The organism is Enterobacter sp. Bisph1, assembly GCF_000814905.1.
Classification (GTDB): domain Bacteria; phylum Pseudomonadota; class Gammaproteobacteria; order Enterobacterales; family Enterobacteriaceae; genus Kosakonia.
Window position 1 is genome coordinate 182,563 of sequence record NZ_JXAG01000034.1, and the last position, 16,035, is coordinate 198,597.

General features: G+C 54.8%; 12 protein-coding genes. 9 read left to right on the plus strand and 3 right to left on the minus strand.

Going from position 1 to position 16,035, the window contains the following annotated elements:
* Positions 1–10: 10 nt before the first annotated feature.
* Entirely contained in the window at positions 11–1,876 is a 1,866-nt protein-coding gene (gsiA, locus tag RW65_RS09255) for a glutathione ABC transporter ATP-binding protein GsiA (protein WP_197058876.1), read from the minus strand.
* Between the two features lie 13 nt (positions 1,877–1,889).
* On the minus strand, positions 1,890–2,831 hold the full coding sequence (iaaA, locus tag RW65_RS09260; protein ID WP_039056432.1) for a beta-aspartyl-peptidase: 942 nt from the start codon (positions 2,829–2,831) through the stop codon (positions 1,890–1,892).
* A gap of 163 nt (positions 2,832–2,994) precedes the next feature.
* Here iaaA and moeA point away from each other — a divergent pair, with 163 nt between their 5' ends.
* From moeA to RW65_RS09285, 5 genes are all read left to right on the plus strand, one after another.
* A complete protein-coding gene (gene moeA / locus RW65_RS09265; RefSeq protein WP_039056433.1) occupies positions 2,995–4,227 on the plus strand; it encodes a molybdopterin molybdotransferase MoeA in 1,233 nt (410 codons plus the stop codon).
* Positions 4,228–4,980: a molybdopterin-synthase adenylyltransferase MoeB gene (moeB, locus tag RW65_RS09270; protein ID WP_039056434.1), complete on the plus strand. Its 753-nt coding sequence runs from the start codon at positions 4,228–4,230 to the stop codon at positions 4,978–4,980.
* Between the two features lie 125 nt (positions 4,981–5,105).
* Positions 5,106–6,005 carry a glycyl-radical enzyme activating protein gene (locus tag RW65_RS09275; RefSeq protein ID WP_039056435.1) on the plus strand — a complete coding sequence of 300 codons (900 nt, stop codon included), beginning with the start codon at positions 5,106–5,108 and terminating at the stop codon, positions 6,003–6,005.
* A 4-nt stretch (positions 6,006–6,009) separates the two neighbouring features.
* Positions 6,010–8,442, plus strand: a complete 2,433-nt coding sequence (locus tag RW65_RS09280) for a formate C-acetyltransferase/glycerol dehydratase family glycyl radical enzyme (RefSeq protein ID WP_039056437.1) — start codon at positions 6,010–6,012, stop codon at positions 8,440–8,442.
* A 199-nt stretch (positions 8,443–8,641) separates the two neighbouring features.
* On the plus strand, positions 8,642–9,457 hold the full coding sequence (locus RW65_RS09285) for a Cof-type HAD-IIB family hydrolase (protein WP_039056438.1): 816 nt from the start codon (positions 8,642–8,644) through the stop codon (positions 9,455–9,457).
* A 115-nt stretch (positions 9,458–9,572) separates the two neighbouring features.
* On the opposite strand, the gene RW65_RS09290 is transcribed toward RW65_RS09285, so the two are convergent.
* A complete protein-coding gene (locus RW65_RS09290; RefSeq protein ID WP_072037738.1) occupies positions 9,573–9,851 on the minus strand; it encodes a PAAR domain-containing protein in 279 nt (92 codons plus the stop codon).
* Between the two features lie 179 nt (positions 9,852–10,030).
* On the opposite strand from RW65_RS09290, the gene RW65_RS09295 reads away from it, so the two are divergent.
* From RW65_RS09295 to RW65_RS09310, 4 genes are all read left to right on the plus strand, one after another.
* Positions 10,031–12,595 (plus strand): type VI secretion system Vgr family protein, encoded by a 2,565-nt coding sequence (locus RW65_RS09295; RefSeq protein ID WP_052250289.1) that lies wholly within the window; start codon positions 10,031–10,033, stop codon positions 12,593–12,595.
* Positions 12,592–14,901 carry a T6SS effector phospholipase Tle3 domain-containing protein gene (locus tag RW65_RS09300; RefSeq protein WP_052250290.1) on the plus strand — a complete coding sequence of 770 codons (2,310 nt, stop codon included), beginning with the start codon at positions 12,592–12,594 and terminating at the stop codon, positions 14,899–14,901. Before RW65_RS09295 ends, RW65_RS09300 begins: the two co-directional genes overlap by 4 nt.
* Positions 14,902–14,903: 2 nt before the next feature.
* Complete coding sequence (locus RW65_RS09305) at positions 14,904–15,578, plus strand: T6SS immunity protein Tli3 family protein (protein WP_039056450.1); 675 nt, start codon at positions 14,904–14,906, stop codon at positions 15,576–15,578.
* 145 nt (positions 15,579–15,723) lie between these two features.
* Positions 15,724–16,035: T6SS immunity protein Tli3 family protein (locus RW65_RS09310; protein WP_502685549.1), on the plus strand; the 312-nt coding region annotated here is incomplete at its 3' end.

Here is a 16,035-nt window from a genome sequence, read left to right on the forward strand (position 1 = left end):
CAGTGCCAAATTAAAAACGGGATTGCGTGCTGCCCGGCGTTGAGCTGGCGACAAAATGCCCCGGCCCGACGTTCAGCAACTGCACGCGTTGCATTGACTCGCCGCGCTTGCGGATATTGCTGGGTATATCATCAGATAGCAGCACACGCTGCGCATGATGGTGCGCAGGATCGGCCACCGGAACCGCCGACATGAGCTTACGTGTATAGGGATGCTGCGGATTTTCAAACACCGCGCGCCGCGGGCCGATTTCGACTATTTGCCCAAGATACATCACCGCGACCCGGTGGCTGATGCGCTCCACTACCGCCATATCATGAGAAATAAACAGGAACGCGATACCCATTTCACGCTGCAGGTCGAGCAGCAAATTGATGATTTGCGCGCGAATCGAGACGTCCAGCGCCGAAACTGACTCATCCGCCACCACTACGCGCGGATTAAGCGCCAGCGCCCGGGCGATGCAGATCCGCTGGCGCTGCCCGCCGGAGAACTCATGGGGATAACGCCAGGCGTGTTCCGGCTTCAGCCCAACGCGCTCCAGCAACCACTCAACCCGCTGGCGTCCCTCTTCTTTATCCAATAAGTTGTGCACCCGCAGCGGTTCAATAATCGAATCGCCCACGGTCTGGCGCGGGTCCAGCGAGGCGTAAGGATCCTGAAATATAAACTGAATATCGCGGCGGATACGCTTCATTTTACTGTCGGGTAATGTATCAATGCGCTCGCCGTTAAAGGTGATGGCACCGCTCTGGTTCTCCACCAGCCGCAGTAATGCGCGACCGGTGGTGGATTTTCCGCTCCCGGATTCACCCACGAGGGATAGTGTTTCCCCCGGCCACAGATCGAAGCTCACCCCTTCAACAGCGTGCACCTCTTTGGTGACGCGATTAAGAATACCGCTGCGCAGCGGGAAGCGCGCGACCAAATCGCGAACCTGTAAAATCGGCTCGCCGGCGACTACCGTATCCTGCCCGCTTTCCGCTTCCGGGCTGGCCTGCGTTTTCGCCGCATGCAGCGGAAAACGCCGCGGTAACGTCGTGCCGTTCATTGCCCCCAGCTTCGGCACCGCCGCCAGCAGCGCTTTGGTATAGGGATGTTGCGGGTGGTTGAAAATCTGTTCTACGCTGCCGGTTTCCACCGCTTCGCCCTGATTCATCACCAGAACACGGTCGGCGACATCGGCCACCACGCCCATATCATGGGTGATAAAAATCACCCCCATCGACATCTCTTTTTGCAGCACGGCAATCAGCTGCAGAATTTGCGCCTGAATAGTGACATCCAGCGCGGTGGTCGGTTCGTCGGCAATCAGCACCGCCGGACGGCAGGAGAGCGCCATCGCAATCATCACCCGCTGGCGCATGCCGCCGGAAAGCTGATGGGGAAAGCAGGATAGCGTCGATTGCGACTCCGGAATACGCACCAAATCGAGCATCCGTCGCGCTTCAATCATTGCATCTTCGCGCCCCAGTTTCTGGTGCAGACGAATTGACTCGGCAATCTGCTCGCCGACGGGAAACACCGGGTTTAGCGAGGTCATCGGCTCCTGAAAAATCATCGCGATATCCGCGCCGCGTACGCTGCGCATTTGCGAGGCGCTAAGATGGGTTAACTCCACCTTCTGGCGGTTACGCCGGGTGAGCAGCATATGATCGCAACTGACTTCCCCACCCGCCTGTTCAATCAGGCGCAGTAATGAGAGCGCGGTAACGGATTTTCCGCAGCCCGATTCGCCGACAATCGCCAGCGTTTCGCCGCGTTTTAAGGTAAATGAGAGCTGGCGTACCGCCGGAACAGACTGCTTTTCATGGCGAAAGGCGATATTGAGGTTACTGACTTCCAGCACCATATCCGCGTCCGTTGCCAACGGCATCGCTTTATTGCCGTTATTCACGATAGATGCCCACGTTTGGCGCATCACCTGCGTAACCCCAGGCGCGGTACATCCCTTCGCTGTTAAACGGCAGCGCAACATTGCCTTCACGATCGACGGCGATCAGCCCGCCGCTGCCGCCCAGCGCCGGGAGTTTATCCATTACCACCGCATCGCTGGCCTCCTGCAGGCTTAAACCGCCATACTCCATTAAGGCGGCGATATCGTACGCCGCCAGCGTGCGCATAAAAACCTCACCGGTGCCAGTACAGGAAACCGCTACGTTAGCATTATTGGCATAACAGCCCGCGCCGGGTAATGGGCTGTCGCCCACCCGTCCGGGCAGCTTATTGGTCATACCGCCGGTCGACGTCGCGGCCGCCAGGTTACCCTGCTTATCCAGCGCAACCGCACCGACGGTGCCGAATTTTTTACTCTCATCCAACGGCGCAGCGTCATGATCAAGTATGCTTTGCCCGGCATCCCGCGCCTGTAACAGTTGCGCAAAACGCTCCGGGGTGGAAAACAGGCTCGGCGCGACGGCGGCCATTCCCTGAGAAAAGGCAAACTGTTCTGCGCCTTCGCCAATCAGTAAAACGTGCGGGCTGCGCTCCATTACCAGCCGTGCCGCCAGTACCGGATTACGTAAACGGCTTACCCCGGCTACCGCCCCCGCCTTGAGCGTATTGCCATCCATCACGCAGGCGTCCAGCTCGTGGGTTTCATCGCGGGTAAACACCGCGCCGATACCGGCGTTAAATAACGGGCACTCCTCCAGCAGACGCACCGTTTCGGTCACCACATCCAGCGCGCTTTCGCCCGCTTCCAGCATGCGCTGCCCGCTTTCCACTATCGAAGAAAGCACTTGCACATAGCGCCGCTCTTTTTCCGCACTCATTTGCCCACGGCAGAGCGCACCCGCACCGCCATGTATTGCGATTACCGCTTTAACCATCTGTGCCGCCAGGAATTGTCTACGCCGCGAGGAATTTTCTGAATATAGAAATTCGTTACAACGATGTAAAGGGATGTAATCACAACGGGGCATCCGCCAGCCATGTTGAGGCCTGCGCTTTTCTGCCATAATGGGCGCTTCACGCGTTGACTGGATACTCATTATGGAATCATCAAATGGCCTGATCTCTCTTGATATGGCCCTGTCAAACATGTTGTCGCGCATTTCGCCGCTGACGGAAAGTGAAACCCTGCCGCTGCTGGACTGTTTTGGTCGCGTGGCGGCGCAGGATATCATCTCGCCCCTTAACGTACCGGGGTTTGATAACTCGGCGATGGATGGCTACGCCGTGCGCCTGGCGGATGTAGAACGTAAAGAACCGCTGCCGGTGGCGGGTAAAGCCTTTGCCGGGCAGCCCTTTGATGGCCAATGGCCCGCAGGCACCTGCGTGCGCATTATGACCGGCGCGCCGATTCCCGCCGGGTGTGACGCAGTGGTGATGCAGGAGCAAACAGAGCAAACCGACGCCGGCATTCGCTTTACCGCCGAGGTGCGTGCTAACCAGAATATTCGTCGCGCGGGGGAAGATATCCAGCAAGGCGCCAGCGTGTTTAGCGCCGGGACGAAACTGACCGCCGCCGAGCTGCCGATGATTGCCTCACTGGGCATTGCTGAGGTGCGCGTGCTGCGCAAAGTGCGGGTAGCGATTTTCTCCACCGGTGACGAATTACAGCTGCCGGGCCAGCCGCTGGCCGACGGGCAGATTTATGATACCAATCGCTTAGCGGTGCACCTGATGCTGGCGCAGCTCGGTTATGAGGTGATTAACCTCGGCGTTATTCCTGACGATCCGCAAAAATTGCGCGAAACCTTTCTTGCCGCCGACCGTCAGGCTGATGTGGTCGTCAGCTCCGGCGGCGTGTCGGTCGGCGAAGCGGATTACACCAAAACCATGCTCGACGAGCTGGGGGAAATCGCCTTCTGGAAGCTGGCGATCAAGCCGGGCAAACCGTTCGCCTTCGGTAAGCTCAGCCAGAGCTGGTTCTGCGGCCTGCCGGGCAATCCGGTTTCCGCTACCCTCACCTTCTACCAGTTAGTGCTGCCGCTGCTGGCGAAGCTCAGCGGTAACAGCGCCCCTGTTCAGCCGCTGCGTTTACGCGCCCGCGCCGTGGAACGGCTGAAAAAATCGCCGGGGCGTCTCGATTTTCAGCGCGGCATTGTCAGCCGTGGCGCAGACGGTACGCTGGAAGTGCACAGCACCGGACATCAGGGATCGCATATTTTCAGCTCCTTTAGCCAGGGTAACTGCTTTGTGGTGCTGGAGCGTGAGCGCGGCAATGTTGAAGCGGGTGAATGGGTGGATGTCGAACTCTTTAACTCTCTCTTCGGAGGCTAAATGACCGAAGCACTCAGCGACGCGGAGATGATGCGCTATAACCGACAGATTATTCTGCGCGGTTTTGATTTCGACGGTCAGGAGCGGCTCAAAGCCGCTCGCGTGCTGGTGGTCGGCCTCGGCGGCCTAGGCTGCGCCGCCGCGCAATATCTGGCGGCTGCGGGCGTCGGGCAGATGACGCTGCTCGATTTTGATAGCGTGGCGCTCTCCAACCTGCAGCGCCAGACGCTGCACAGCGATGCGGATATTGGCGTGGCCAAAGTCGATTCCGCGCGTGAATCCTTGCTGCGCATCAACCCGAACGTCACCTATACGCCGATCAATGCCCTGCTTGATGAAGCCGATCTTCGCTCGCAGATTGCGGCGCACGATCTGGTGCTGGACTGCACCGATAACGTTGCCATTCGTAATCAGCTCAATGCCGGCTGTTTTCAGCATAAAGTGCCGCTGGTTTCCGGCGCGGCGATTCGTATGGAAGGGCAAATCAGCGTCTTTACCTGGGCGGAAGATGCGCCGTGCTACCGCTGCCTGAGCCGCCTGTTTGGCGATAATGCGCTGACCTGCGTTGAGGCGGGCGTGATGGCGCCGTTAGTGGGAGTCATCGGTTCGCTGCAGGCGATGGAAGCGATCAAAGTGTTGGCCCATTACGGTACGCCCGCAGCGGGCAAAATCGTTATCTATGACGCAATGACCTGCCAGTTCCGCGAAATGAAACTGCTACGCAATCCCACCTGTGAAGTTTGCGGCCACTGATTTCCCCCTTTTTCGTATAACCGGATGACGCAGGGTCATCCGGGCTGATTAAAGGTCGATTTTCGTCACATTAACTTTCATCCGAAAGTGATTTAATCTCCATATGAAATATACGGAGATAGAAAATGATCTTCAATATCCAGCGCTACTCCACCCACGATGGCCCCGGTATTCGCACCGTTGTCTTTCTAAAGGGCTGTTCGTTACGCTGCCGCTGGTGTCAGAACCCCGAGAGCATCAAGCGCACGCGGGATCTGCTGTTTGATGACCGCTTGTGTCTCGAACAGTGCGATTTATGCCAGCAGGCCGCGCCATCGGTGGTGACGCGCGCGGCGGACGGTTTGCTGATTCACCGCGAAAAACTTGGCGAAGCGCAGCTGGATGCCCTGACGGATTGTTGTCCCACGCAGGCGTTAAGCGTCTGCGGCGAAACGCAAAGCGTTAGCGAGATTATGGCGACGGTGCTGCGGGATAAACCCTTTTATCAGCGCAGCGGCGGCGGTATCACCCTTTCCGGCGGCGAGCCGTTTATGCACCCGGCGCTGACGCAAGCATTGTTAGAGACCAGCCATCAGCAGGGTATACACACCGCAGTCGAAACCTGTCTGCATGTGCCGTGGCGCTATATCGAACCTTCGCTGCCGTGGGTCGATCTGTTTCTCGCCGATTTGAAGCATGTTGATGAGCAGGCGTTTCGCCAATGGACCGGCGGCTCGGTAAAACGTGTGCTGGATAATTTGCAGCGGCTGGCGCAGGCAGGGAAAAAGATTACCGTTCGCGTGCCGCTGATCCCCGGTTTTAACGCCGATAAAGCGTCGATAGAAGCTATTACCCGCTTCGCCGCCGACGTGCTGAAGGTGAACGACATTCACTTTTTGCCTTACCACACGCTGGGCATCAATAAGTATCACCTGCTCGGCCAACCCTACACCGCACCGGAAAAACCGCTGGATGCACCGCAATTGTTAGCTTTTGCCGAGGATTTTGCCTGCCGCAAAGGGCTGACGGCGACATTACGAGGATAGCACCATGACAACGCTGGATTTGACCACCCTTACCGACCGAATTAAAGCCCATAAAACTGCGCTGGTGCATGTTGTTAAGCCGCCGGTGTGTACCGAGCGCGCGCAGCACTATACCGACATCTATCAGCAGAATATGGACAAGCCGCTACCGGTTCGCCGCGCGCTGGCGCTGGCGCACCACCTCGCCCAGCGCACTATCTGGATCAAACATGACGAATTGATCGTCGGTAACCAGGCAAGCGAAGTGCGCGCAGCCCCCATCTTCCCGGAATATACCGTGTCGTGGATTGAAAAAGAGATCGACGAACTGGCGGATCGCCCCGGCGCGGGCTTTGCCGTTAGCGATGAGAATAAGCGCGTGCTGCATGAGATCTGCCCGTGGTGGCGCGGCCAAACGGTGCAGGATCGCTGCTACGGGATGTTTACCGACGAACAGAAAGCATTGCTGGAAACGGGCATTATTAAAGCCGAAGGCAATATGACCTCCGGCGATGCCCATCTGGCGGTGAATTTCCCGCTGCTGCTGGAGCTGGGCCTTGACGGTCTGCGCCATAAAGTGGACGAGCGCCGCACGCGCATCAATCTGACGGTGCTCGACGATCTGCACGGCGAGCAGTTTTTAAAAGGCATTGATATCGTACTGGATGCCGTCAGCCTGCATATCGAGCGCTTTGCCGATCTGGCGCGCAAAATGGCCGGAGAAGAGACGCGCACGAGCCGCCGCGAGGAACTGCTGACCATCGCTGAAAATTGCCTGCTTATCGCTCATGAACCGCCGAAAACCTTCTGGCAGGCATTACAGCTTTGCTACTTTATCCAACTGATTTTGCAGATCGAATCCAACGGCCATTCCGTCTCTTTTGGCCGCATGGATCAGTACCTTTACCCCTTCTGGCGTCGCGATGTGGAACTGCAACAGACGCTGACGCGCGAATCGGCGCTGGAGCTGTTGCACGGCTGCTGGCTGAAGCTGCTGGAAGTGAACAAGATCCGTTCCGGCTCTCACTCGAAAGCGTCGGCGGGCAGCCCGCTCTATCAGAACGTCACCATCGGCGGGCAGCGCTGGCACAACGGGGAAATGCTTGATGCGGTCAACCCGCTGTCGTGGGCCATTCTGGAGTCCTGCGGGCGTCTGCGCTCTACCCAACCGAACCTGAGCGTGCGCTACCATGCGGGCATGAGTAACGACTTCCTCGATGCCTGTGTACAGGTGATCCGCTGCGGCTTTGGTATGCCTGCCTTTAATAACGATGAAGTGGTCATCCCGGCGTTTATTCATCTTGGCGTTGAACCGGCGGATGCCTGCGATTACGCCGCCATTGGCTGTATTGAAACCGCCGTCGGCGGTAAATGGGGCTATCGCTGCACCGGGATGAGCTTTATCAACTTTGCCCGCGTGATGCTGGCGGCGCTGGAAGGCGGTCGCGATGCCACCAGCGGTAAAATTTTCCTGCCGCAAAAGCAGGCGCTTTCGGCGGGCAATTTCACGCATTTTGACGAGGTGATGCAGGCCTGGGATCGGCAGATCCGCTATTACACGCGTAAATCTATCGAGATTGAGTATGTGGTCGATACGATGCTGGAGGAGAACGTGCCGGATATCCTCTGCTCGGCGCTGGTGGATGACTGTATCGAGCGGGCGAAAAGCATTAAACAGGGCGGCGCGAAATATGACTGGGTCTCCGGTTTGCAGGTTGGCATCGCTAACCTCGGTAACAGCCTTGCGGCGGTGAAAAAACTGATTTTTGAGCAAGGTATTATTGGGCAACAGCAGCTGGCAGAGGCGCTGGCGGCGGATTTCGACGGCCTGACCCACGAGCAGCTACGCCAGCGGCTGGTTAACCGCGCGCCTAAATATGGCAACGATGATGACAGCGTCGATACGCTGCTGGTCCGCGCTTATCAAACCTATATTGATGAACTGAAGCAGTACCATAATCCCCGTTACGGCCGCGGGCCGATTGGCGGCAACTACTATGCGGGAACCTCGTCGATCTCCGCGAATGTGCCGTTTGGCGCAGCAACTATGGCCACGCCGGACGGACGCAAAGCCCATACGCCGCTGGCAGAGGGCGCAAGCCCGGCTTCCGGCACCGATCATCTCGGGCCGACGGCAGTTATCGGCTCGGTGGGCAAATTGCCGGTGGAATCCATTCTCGGCGGCGTTTTGCTAAACCAGAAGCTGAATCCCGCCACCCTTGAAAATGAGAGCGATAAACAGAAGCTGATGCTGCTGCTGCGGACCTTCTTTGAAGTGCATAAAGGCTGGCATATTCAGTACAACATCGTGTCGCGGGAAACCCTGCTGGAAGCTAAAAAACACCCGGACCAGTACCGCGATCTGGTAGTGCGCGTGGCCGGTTACTCGGCGTTCTTTACCGCCCTGTCGCCGGATGCGCAGGACGATATTATCGCCCGCACTGAACATACGTTGTAAGGGCTATGTCGCTGCCCAGGCCAACATAAAATGCAAAAAGCGGAAGCCCCGGTCGCAGAGAACAGTCCGCGACCGGGGCTTTGCAGCAGCAATAGCGGTGCAAAAGAGAAGCTGACTTTCGAATGAAATAATATTTGTGCTTTCCGTCACATTATCACTAGAATGCTCCCTGATGCAGTTACATTCAGGAGCGTTATGTATGACCGTCAAAGTTATCGTCACTGATATGGACGGAACTTTTCTCGATGACGCAAAGCAGTACGATCGCGCGCGGTTTTTAGCGCAGTTCGCACAGCTACAACAGCGTGATATCGAATTCGTTGTCGCCAGCGGCAATCAGTATTACCAGTTGATCACCTTCTTCCCGGAACTGAAAGAGACCATTTCCTTTGTCGCGGAAAATGGCGCGCTGGTGTATGAACACGGTCAACAGTTGTTCCACGGCGAGCTGACGCGCCATGAAGCACAGGTGGTGATTGGTGAGCTGTTAAAAGACAGCAGCCTGAATTTTGTTGCCTGCGGCCTGGAGAGTGCCTACGTTAGCGAAAACGCCCCGGCGGAGTTTGTCGAACTGATGTCAAAACACTATTACCGCTTACAACCGGTAGGTGATTTTCATAACATCAACGACACGCTGTTTAAATTCTCCCTGAACCTGCCGGACAGCGATATCCCGCAATTGATCGACGCGCTGCATGTCTCTCTCGACGGGATTATGAAGCCGGTCACCAGCGGCTTTGGTTTTGTCGATTTGATCATTCCCGGCCTGCATAAAGCCAACGGTATCACCCGCCTGTTGAAACGCTGGGGCGTGTCGCCGCAGCAGTGTGTCACCATCGGCGACAGCGGCAATGATGCAGAAATGCTGCGCATGACAGATTTCTCCTTTGCCATGGGCAACGCCGGGGAAGCCATTAAAAGCATCGCTCGCCATGTGACCGATGACAATAATCATCAAGGCGCGCTGAATGTGATTCAGGCCGTGCTTGATAACACCGCCCCGTTCGACCGCTGATCCTACGCCGGAGCGTCCGCTCCGGCCATTTCCCTTTCTTTTTCCGCTTTGTGCCCTACATCCTTTTTTAAGGGACTTCCGCAACGTGGTTGGAGGGAAATCATAATGCCTTCACTTAAAACGCTTTTGCACCGGTTTCAGAAATGCTCGTTTTTAACCGGCTGATCACCTGCGCACCACAGGTTGTTTTATCACCGTGCAGAACACGTCGTTGCCCATTAACAGTGACATGGCTTGAACCGATTAAGATCGCCTCTTTGCCGCATTCAGGACAATAAAATTTGTGGCCGGTGACGACCATTGGAGCGCGGTCTACGGTATGAGTGTAAATACCCTCAACGATTGTGCCGCCATGAGTTGTGGTATCTCCCACAACAATGAATCTCTGGTTCATCCAAATTCGTCCTTGACTGAAATATCTGAAACTGCGCTCAGAATTTGCGCTAAAGCATATCTATGCAATTACCCATTAAAAAGAGAATGGGCTTGGGTTGTATAGTTTGTCACCCGTCATGAACTTAATGCAAATTCCATATTACTGACGGATCGATCATGTAACTTTCAAGGATGCTTATGAATGGACGCGAAATTCGATTTTCGAATGAATCGAGTATTTTCAATGCGGAAGAAAGTCTGAATAAATACTTACTGAAAATTAGTTATTCAGATCTCATTGCCGATGTGGAGTCATTTACAGGTGAAGAAGCCCTGAGTACTCCTTACCGTTACACCATTCGTTTTACCTCCACCACCGATCATGCTGCTGCCTTTAATATTGTCCAGAAAGAGGCATCATTTACGCTTCGTGCTGCTAACCCTGCATGGTCTACGTATTTTCCTGAACGTGATAAGTGGGTGGTACTAAGGAAAATTCCAGGGGTGATCACGGCCATTAGTCGGATCAGCAGTAGCGCAGACGAAACGTTGTATGAAGCTGTGCTGGAACATCCAATGGCGCTACTCGATATGCGGTTTCGCAGTGCTATTTATCAGAAGGAGTCTGTACCGGAGCTGGTCAAGCACATCCTCCAGGAGCACGGGTTTGAAGGCTATCAAATAAATTTTGATGAACTTTACTGGGAATACCCGCAACGGGAGATGATTGTCCAGTGGAAAGAAACCGATCTGGTATTCATCCGGCGCTTATTGTCTGAAGTGGGGATCTGGTTTCGCTTCGAACCGCATCCTGACCATAATCACATTGTTGTTATTGTGTTTGGTGACGCGGGTGCGCACTACATCCACAATTACAAAATAGCCGCCATCAATCCTGCAGGAACCATTGGCAGTCTGTACAGTTTACGTGAACTGACATCTCGTCATGCCATTGTCCCGGCCTCAGTCAATGTTCGTAACTACAACTACCGTGAGAGTAAGGAATTCAGGACGCTGGAAGAACAGGCCGATTTGTCTCGCTTGCCGGAGCTTGTCAGTGGAGGCGAATACCACTACGGGGATATTCACCTGACTCACGGCGATCGCTGGGGTATCGGGAGCGGGCAAAGCGCCGAAACCAGCTGGCACTACGCCAGAATTCGTCATGAATACTTACTGACCAATATGATTACGCTGGCAGCGATTGCTGACGATCCCGCTATCGTGCCCGGTTACGATATCGATATCAGTGGTGACAAACCTGCGGCATTCGATGAGGGCATGGTTGTAACAAGCATGCGTTCCTCGGGTTCCCGACGCAGTAGCTTCCAGAGTGAAATTAAAGGGATTCCATTCAGTGAAATCTGGAGCTTCCGGCCAGAACGGTTACCGCGCCCTGTCATCTCCGGTACGATCCCTGCGAGAGTATCAGGAACAAGCCTTAACGATCAGCTGTCACGAATTGATAACCACGGTCGTTACCGGGTGCGTTTTAATTTTGACCAGGGTGAATGGAAAAAGGGTCGGGAAAGCATGCCCGTGCGTCTGGGAAGGCAATATGCAGGTGATACCTACGGTATGCACTTCCCGTTGCTGGATAACACTGAGGTTGGAATCGCGTTTGAGAACGGCGACCCGGAACGCCCGTTTATTGCACATGCCTTCCATGACCAGATAAACCCAGATCTGGTGACTGACCGCAACAGTACACGGAACGTTATCCGAACGCCGCGCAACAATAAATTTCGCATGGAGGATAAAGCAGGCCAGGAACATATTAAGGTTGCGACGGAGTACGGTAAGTCACAACTGAACCTGGGCCATCTGGTTGATGCCTCGGGCAAGCAGCGCGGTGAAGGCGTTGAGTTACGCACCGACAAGCAGGCAACCCTGCGTGCGGGCGAAGGCTTTCATATCACCACAGAAGCGAAATCTAAAGCCACCGGCAATCAGAACGACATGGCCGCGACCATTGCACAGCTTGAGTCTGCGTTACAGCTGGCCCGTTCGCTTCAGTCCAGCGCAGAGATTGCGGATACCCCGGCAGTTGACCTGTCGCCGGTGACTGAGCTTCGCCAGCGTGTCGCAAAACCGGAAAATGCCACACTGTCCCTGCATGGTGAGACCGGGGTGGTCGTCACTTCCCCGGAATCGATGCTGCTGCATGCCGGTGAGAACATGACCACGACAGCCAGGCAGGACATGAGCGTGAATGTCTTCCAGCGAATGACGCTTGCCGCAGGAGAAGTGTTCTCCGTCTTTGTCCGAAAAGCAGGAATTATCCTTACCGCAGCAAAAGGCGCTATCCGCCTTACCGCGCAGCAAGGCGAAATTGCCGCCGTGGCGAACCAGGATATCAATCTGACCAGTTCGCAGGGCAGGATAGTGCTGAATGCGAAAAACGAGCTGCTCCTGATGTGCGGTGGTGCGGGTATCCGTCTTAAACACGGTGAAGTTGAAATCATTGCCCCATCTTATGTCCGGGTTAAAGCGCCTGCGGTCGATTACATGGCGAAAACAAGCCTCGATCACCTGAAACCCAGTTTTACAGGAGGGGAGCTGGCGCAACAGTTCAGGCTGCATGCGCCGGGCGACCCGGATCATGTACTGAAAGGCCAGCGCTTCCGCTTGCATAAAAAGGGAGAGGTTATTGACGGGATCACCGATGACAACGGCGAGTCACCCTTGCTGAATACCTCAGAACTGGACACCTGGTCTATTGAACTACTGAATGACGTTGAAAACCCGGAGGGAACCGTATGAGTGAGCCGTCAGACGAGCAAACTGTTAATCCGTTCGATGAAATCCCGCAAGCGCCTGATCCCCAGAGTTACGGCGTTCACAACAAGCGCATGCTGGCAAGTCAGTGTATTGGCGTACCAGTAACGGCTGGCAAAAAAATGTATACGACCAACTGCCCCGTGCATCGCCCGATGCCCGGTATTGTCATTCTGGTTCATGGTGTGAACGATGTGGGCGAGGCGTACAGCAACCAGGAGCGCGGTATTATCGAAGGACTGAAAAAGCGGCTGGGACGAGACGATTTGTGGCCGCATACATGGGATGAAAAACTTTACAAAATTCGCTACAACGCCGAAGACAATACCAGCAACGGCATAACGGATAAGCGGCAGAAACAGATGGTGCGGAAAGACCACGCCCGCAGCCCGGTCATTCCGTTCTATTGGGGATATCGACCAGTAGATCACGAACTATGGGACGCTGACCAGCGGGAATATCGCGAAAAAATGCGTTCCAATTATCGCAGCCCGGCAACGCCGTTACCCTATGATGCCTATCGCGAGATTAACAAAAAGGTGATCGCGCAGTTTGGCAATGAAGCTATCGATAATTTTCATAACTGGCTCGATCCCAACGGTGTAAAGGGCGGTGGCACATTTGCCAACGCAACGACGAGTATCCCCGATATGTTGGGGCCGGGGGCAAACGGCCTGATGCTGTATCTCACCGGTATTGCATCGCGTAGCGCCACGCTTAATAAAGGGGATCTGACGCACCCGGTATACAGCAATCCGCACCGTATTTACCAGTTTTATGCCGCCCAGCGGCTGGCGAATTTAATTATCAAAATACGGGATAACCGTCCTACCCAGAACGACACAATAAACATTGTGGCGCACTCGCAGGGGACGATTGTGACGATGCTGGCGAATATGATTGTTAAACAGGAAGGACGAGATCCTGCCGATTGCACCATCCTCAATCACTCCCCTTACTCCCTGGAATGCCGCCTCCTTGAGGAGGGTCAGCCCGGTCATCAACAGACTGATGAAGCCCGACAGCAGACGTTCAAAAACTTCTGTCATTTGATGGCACAGAACAAACGCTATGACGCCTCTCCGGTTGCAGTGGTCAGCAGTGAGGAGCAACAGATAATGCTCAATGAAATGACGCTGCCCAGACGAGAATTGAACAGTGCCTGGTATGACTCGCCGCTTAATCAGCGCAATAACTGTGGTCTGGTGTACAACTATTTCTGCCCTAATGACGCCACAGTTTCTCTGTGGCCTATTCAGGGGTTTGGCTGGCGCGGCATCCCGGAAAATATAGCATCGACCATACCTAATCTTCGTCAGCGCGTGTTTTATCAGAACAGCGAAGTCGGCAATGCACCTGACGGCAAACCGTTTCGCCTGCCGCGTAAGGAAATCGAGGACTACTGGTACTCACCGGTCGTGAATGCGCCGTGGAATTACTACGATGTCGTGGTGAATGGTGCTGAACTGCCGGAGAAATTCGTCTTCACGCTGATGGGACAACCTGACCTGACCAAACCGGAGACACAGGCTCGCCCGTATCAGGGCAAAGTGTCAGGTAATGATGTGCACATTCAGAAGTCTACACGAGCCGCTAATGCAAGTGAGCGGGATAAAATGGTATTTGAAAGACACCCATTGCCCCGTATTCCCAAATATATCAGCCTGCCTTTCGGGCATGAATTAACGGATGAGGAGATCACTGAGCTGCGGAACTTTTACCGCGTTGACTTTCGTAAAGGCCGGGTGAGCGGCACGAAAGAAAAACCGATGATGGAGGTATGGCGAAAGAAAAGTGACATTGAACTGGAGAAGGAGTTTAGTGCGGAAAACTTCCTTACCTACAGCCAGCATTCATCCATCGTCATGTCGGATAAAGCCCCTGAGTTAGCGATGGCCTACGATCTGGCCGTGGGTACATGCCGTTCATTTGACTATCAGCACGGTAACTTTTGGAACGAATTACTGGAGCTTGCTGACTGGCGTTCCTGGCAGACGGACTCAGACACCTACACCTATTACCGGACAGGGCAGCTTCCCTTTGCGGATACAAAAATATATATGAATAGGCCCGATGAGGTTTTGCCCACCGGAGAGTTTGGCGTCGTAAACGAATACGGTATGCCTAAAAATGCAGTGCAGCCAAGCCCCCGAAATCGATGGGAAATTGAAACCGGCGCAGTACCTCCTCACAGCATGACGGCCATCCCGGTACTGCAATGGGATATGCCACCCGTTGCCAGCTTCGAGACCGTTCCCGCCCAAGCCCCTCTCACGAAAAGGAATGCATAATGATGAAATGGTCAGGGTTAACGCTGATTCTTACAGGTATGGCTTGCTGGCAGGCAATGGCCGCAGAGCCTCCGGTGCAGGTTGTTTATCGCTTTGATGAGCACCGGACCCTTGAGTTAAAGGGCTGGAACTGTGAAGGCGCGTTGTGGTTTATCGATACCCGGCGTGGTATTCGCAGTCAAGTGGCAAGCCAGTTTTACCGTCTGTTCACCGGCAAATTTGTCCATCCCTCTGAGCAGTATATCGCTATTACCGATTACACCGTCAGCGGGATTCTGGCCTCGAAGGATTATGGCCGGACCTGGAGAAATCCGCTCACGCTGGATCATCCCAGAAAGGAGGAGGTGGAATCATTTACGGTCGTCAATAACCAGGGGTTTATGCAAATGAAGGATGGCTCGCTTTATCTGAGTTCACTGCCCTTTGACGATCCGCGCCTGGCTAAAGGCGGGCCGGGAATTCACTATGTGGACAGCTATTTCGGCGACAAGCACCATATCCGACCTGAATCCCCAGGCTCGGCCTGGGGTATGCAGTATGTGTGGATAACTGAGCTGAAAAATCTCACTGCCGGGCTGAAAACCAACTGGCAGAATCTGCCGAGCCGGGTTCCCGAGGTCAAGGACTATAAGGGATGGGATCATATGCGGTGTAATCCCGATGCGGGACTGGAATAGTCGATGGACTGGTGAGGGATACCTGGCAGGCGTGCTAATGAAGAGCGGTGACTATGCTCGGTCGTTTACTGCAATGGGATATGCCACCCGTTGCCAGCTTCGAGACCGCTCCCGCCCAAGCCCCTCTCAGAAAAAGGAATGCATAATGATGAAATGGTCCAGATTAACGCTGATTCTTACAGGTATGGCTTGCTGGCAGGCAATGGCCGCAGAGCCTCCGGTGCAGGTTGTTTATCGCTTTGATGAGCACCGGACGCTGGAGTTAAAGGGCTGGAACTGTGAAGGTGCGTTGTGGTTTATCGATACCCGCCGGGGTATTCGCAGTGAAGTGGCAAGCCAGTTTTACCGTCTCTTCACCGGCAAATTTGTCCATCCCTCTGAGCAATACATCGCCATTACCGATTACACCGTCAGCGGGATTCTGGCCTCGAAGGATTATGGCCGGACCTGGAGAAAT

What these genes read in the sequence shown, in the direction of transcription:
- gsiA (WP_197058876.1), bottom strand. Translation starts at nt 1,876, where the DNA reads ATGCCGTTGGCAACGGACGCGGATATGGTGCTGGAAGTCAGTAACCTC.
- iaaA (WP_039056432.1), bottom strand. Translation starts at nt 2,831, where the DNA reads ATGGTTAAAGCGGTAATCGCAATACATGGCGGTGCGGGTGCGCTCTGC.
- moeA (WP_039056433.1), top strand. Translation starts at nt 2,995, where the DNA reads ATGGAATCATCAAATGGCCTGATCTCTCTTGATATGGCCCTGTCAAAC.
- moeB (WP_039056434.1), top strand. Translation starts at nt 4,228, where the DNA reads ATGACCGAAGCACTCAGCGACGCGGAGATGATGCGCTATAACCGACAG.
- RW65_RS09275 (WP_039056435.1), top strand. Translation starts at nt 5,106, where the DNA reads ATGATCTTCAATATCCAGCGCTACTCCACCCACGATGGCCCCGGTATT.
- RW65_RS09280 (WP_039056437.1), top strand. Translation starts at nt 6,010, where the DNA reads ATGACAACGCTGGATTTGACCACCCTTACCGACCGAATTAAAGCCCAT.
- RW65_RS09285 (WP_039056438.1), top strand. Translation starts at nt 8,642, where the DNA reads ATGACCGTCAAAGTTATCGTCACTGATATGGACGGAACTTTTCTCGAT.
- RW65_RS09290 (WP_072037738.1), bottom strand. Translation starts at nt 9,851, where the DNA reads ATGAACCAGAGATTCATTGTTGTGGGAGATACCACAACTCATGGCGGC.
- RW65_RS09295 (WP_052250289.1), top strand. Translation starts at nt 10,031, where the DNA reads ATGAATGGACGCGAAATTCGATTTTCGAATGAATCGAGTATTTTCAAT.
- RW65_RS09300 (WP_052250290.1), top strand. Translation starts at nt 12,592, where the DNA reads ATGAGTGAGCCGTCAGACGAGCAAACTGTTAATCCGTTCGATGAAATC.
- RW65_RS09305 (WP_039056450.1), top strand. Translation starts at nt 14,904, where the DNA reads ATGAAATGGTCAGGGTTAACGCTGATTCTTACAGGTATGGCTTGCTGG.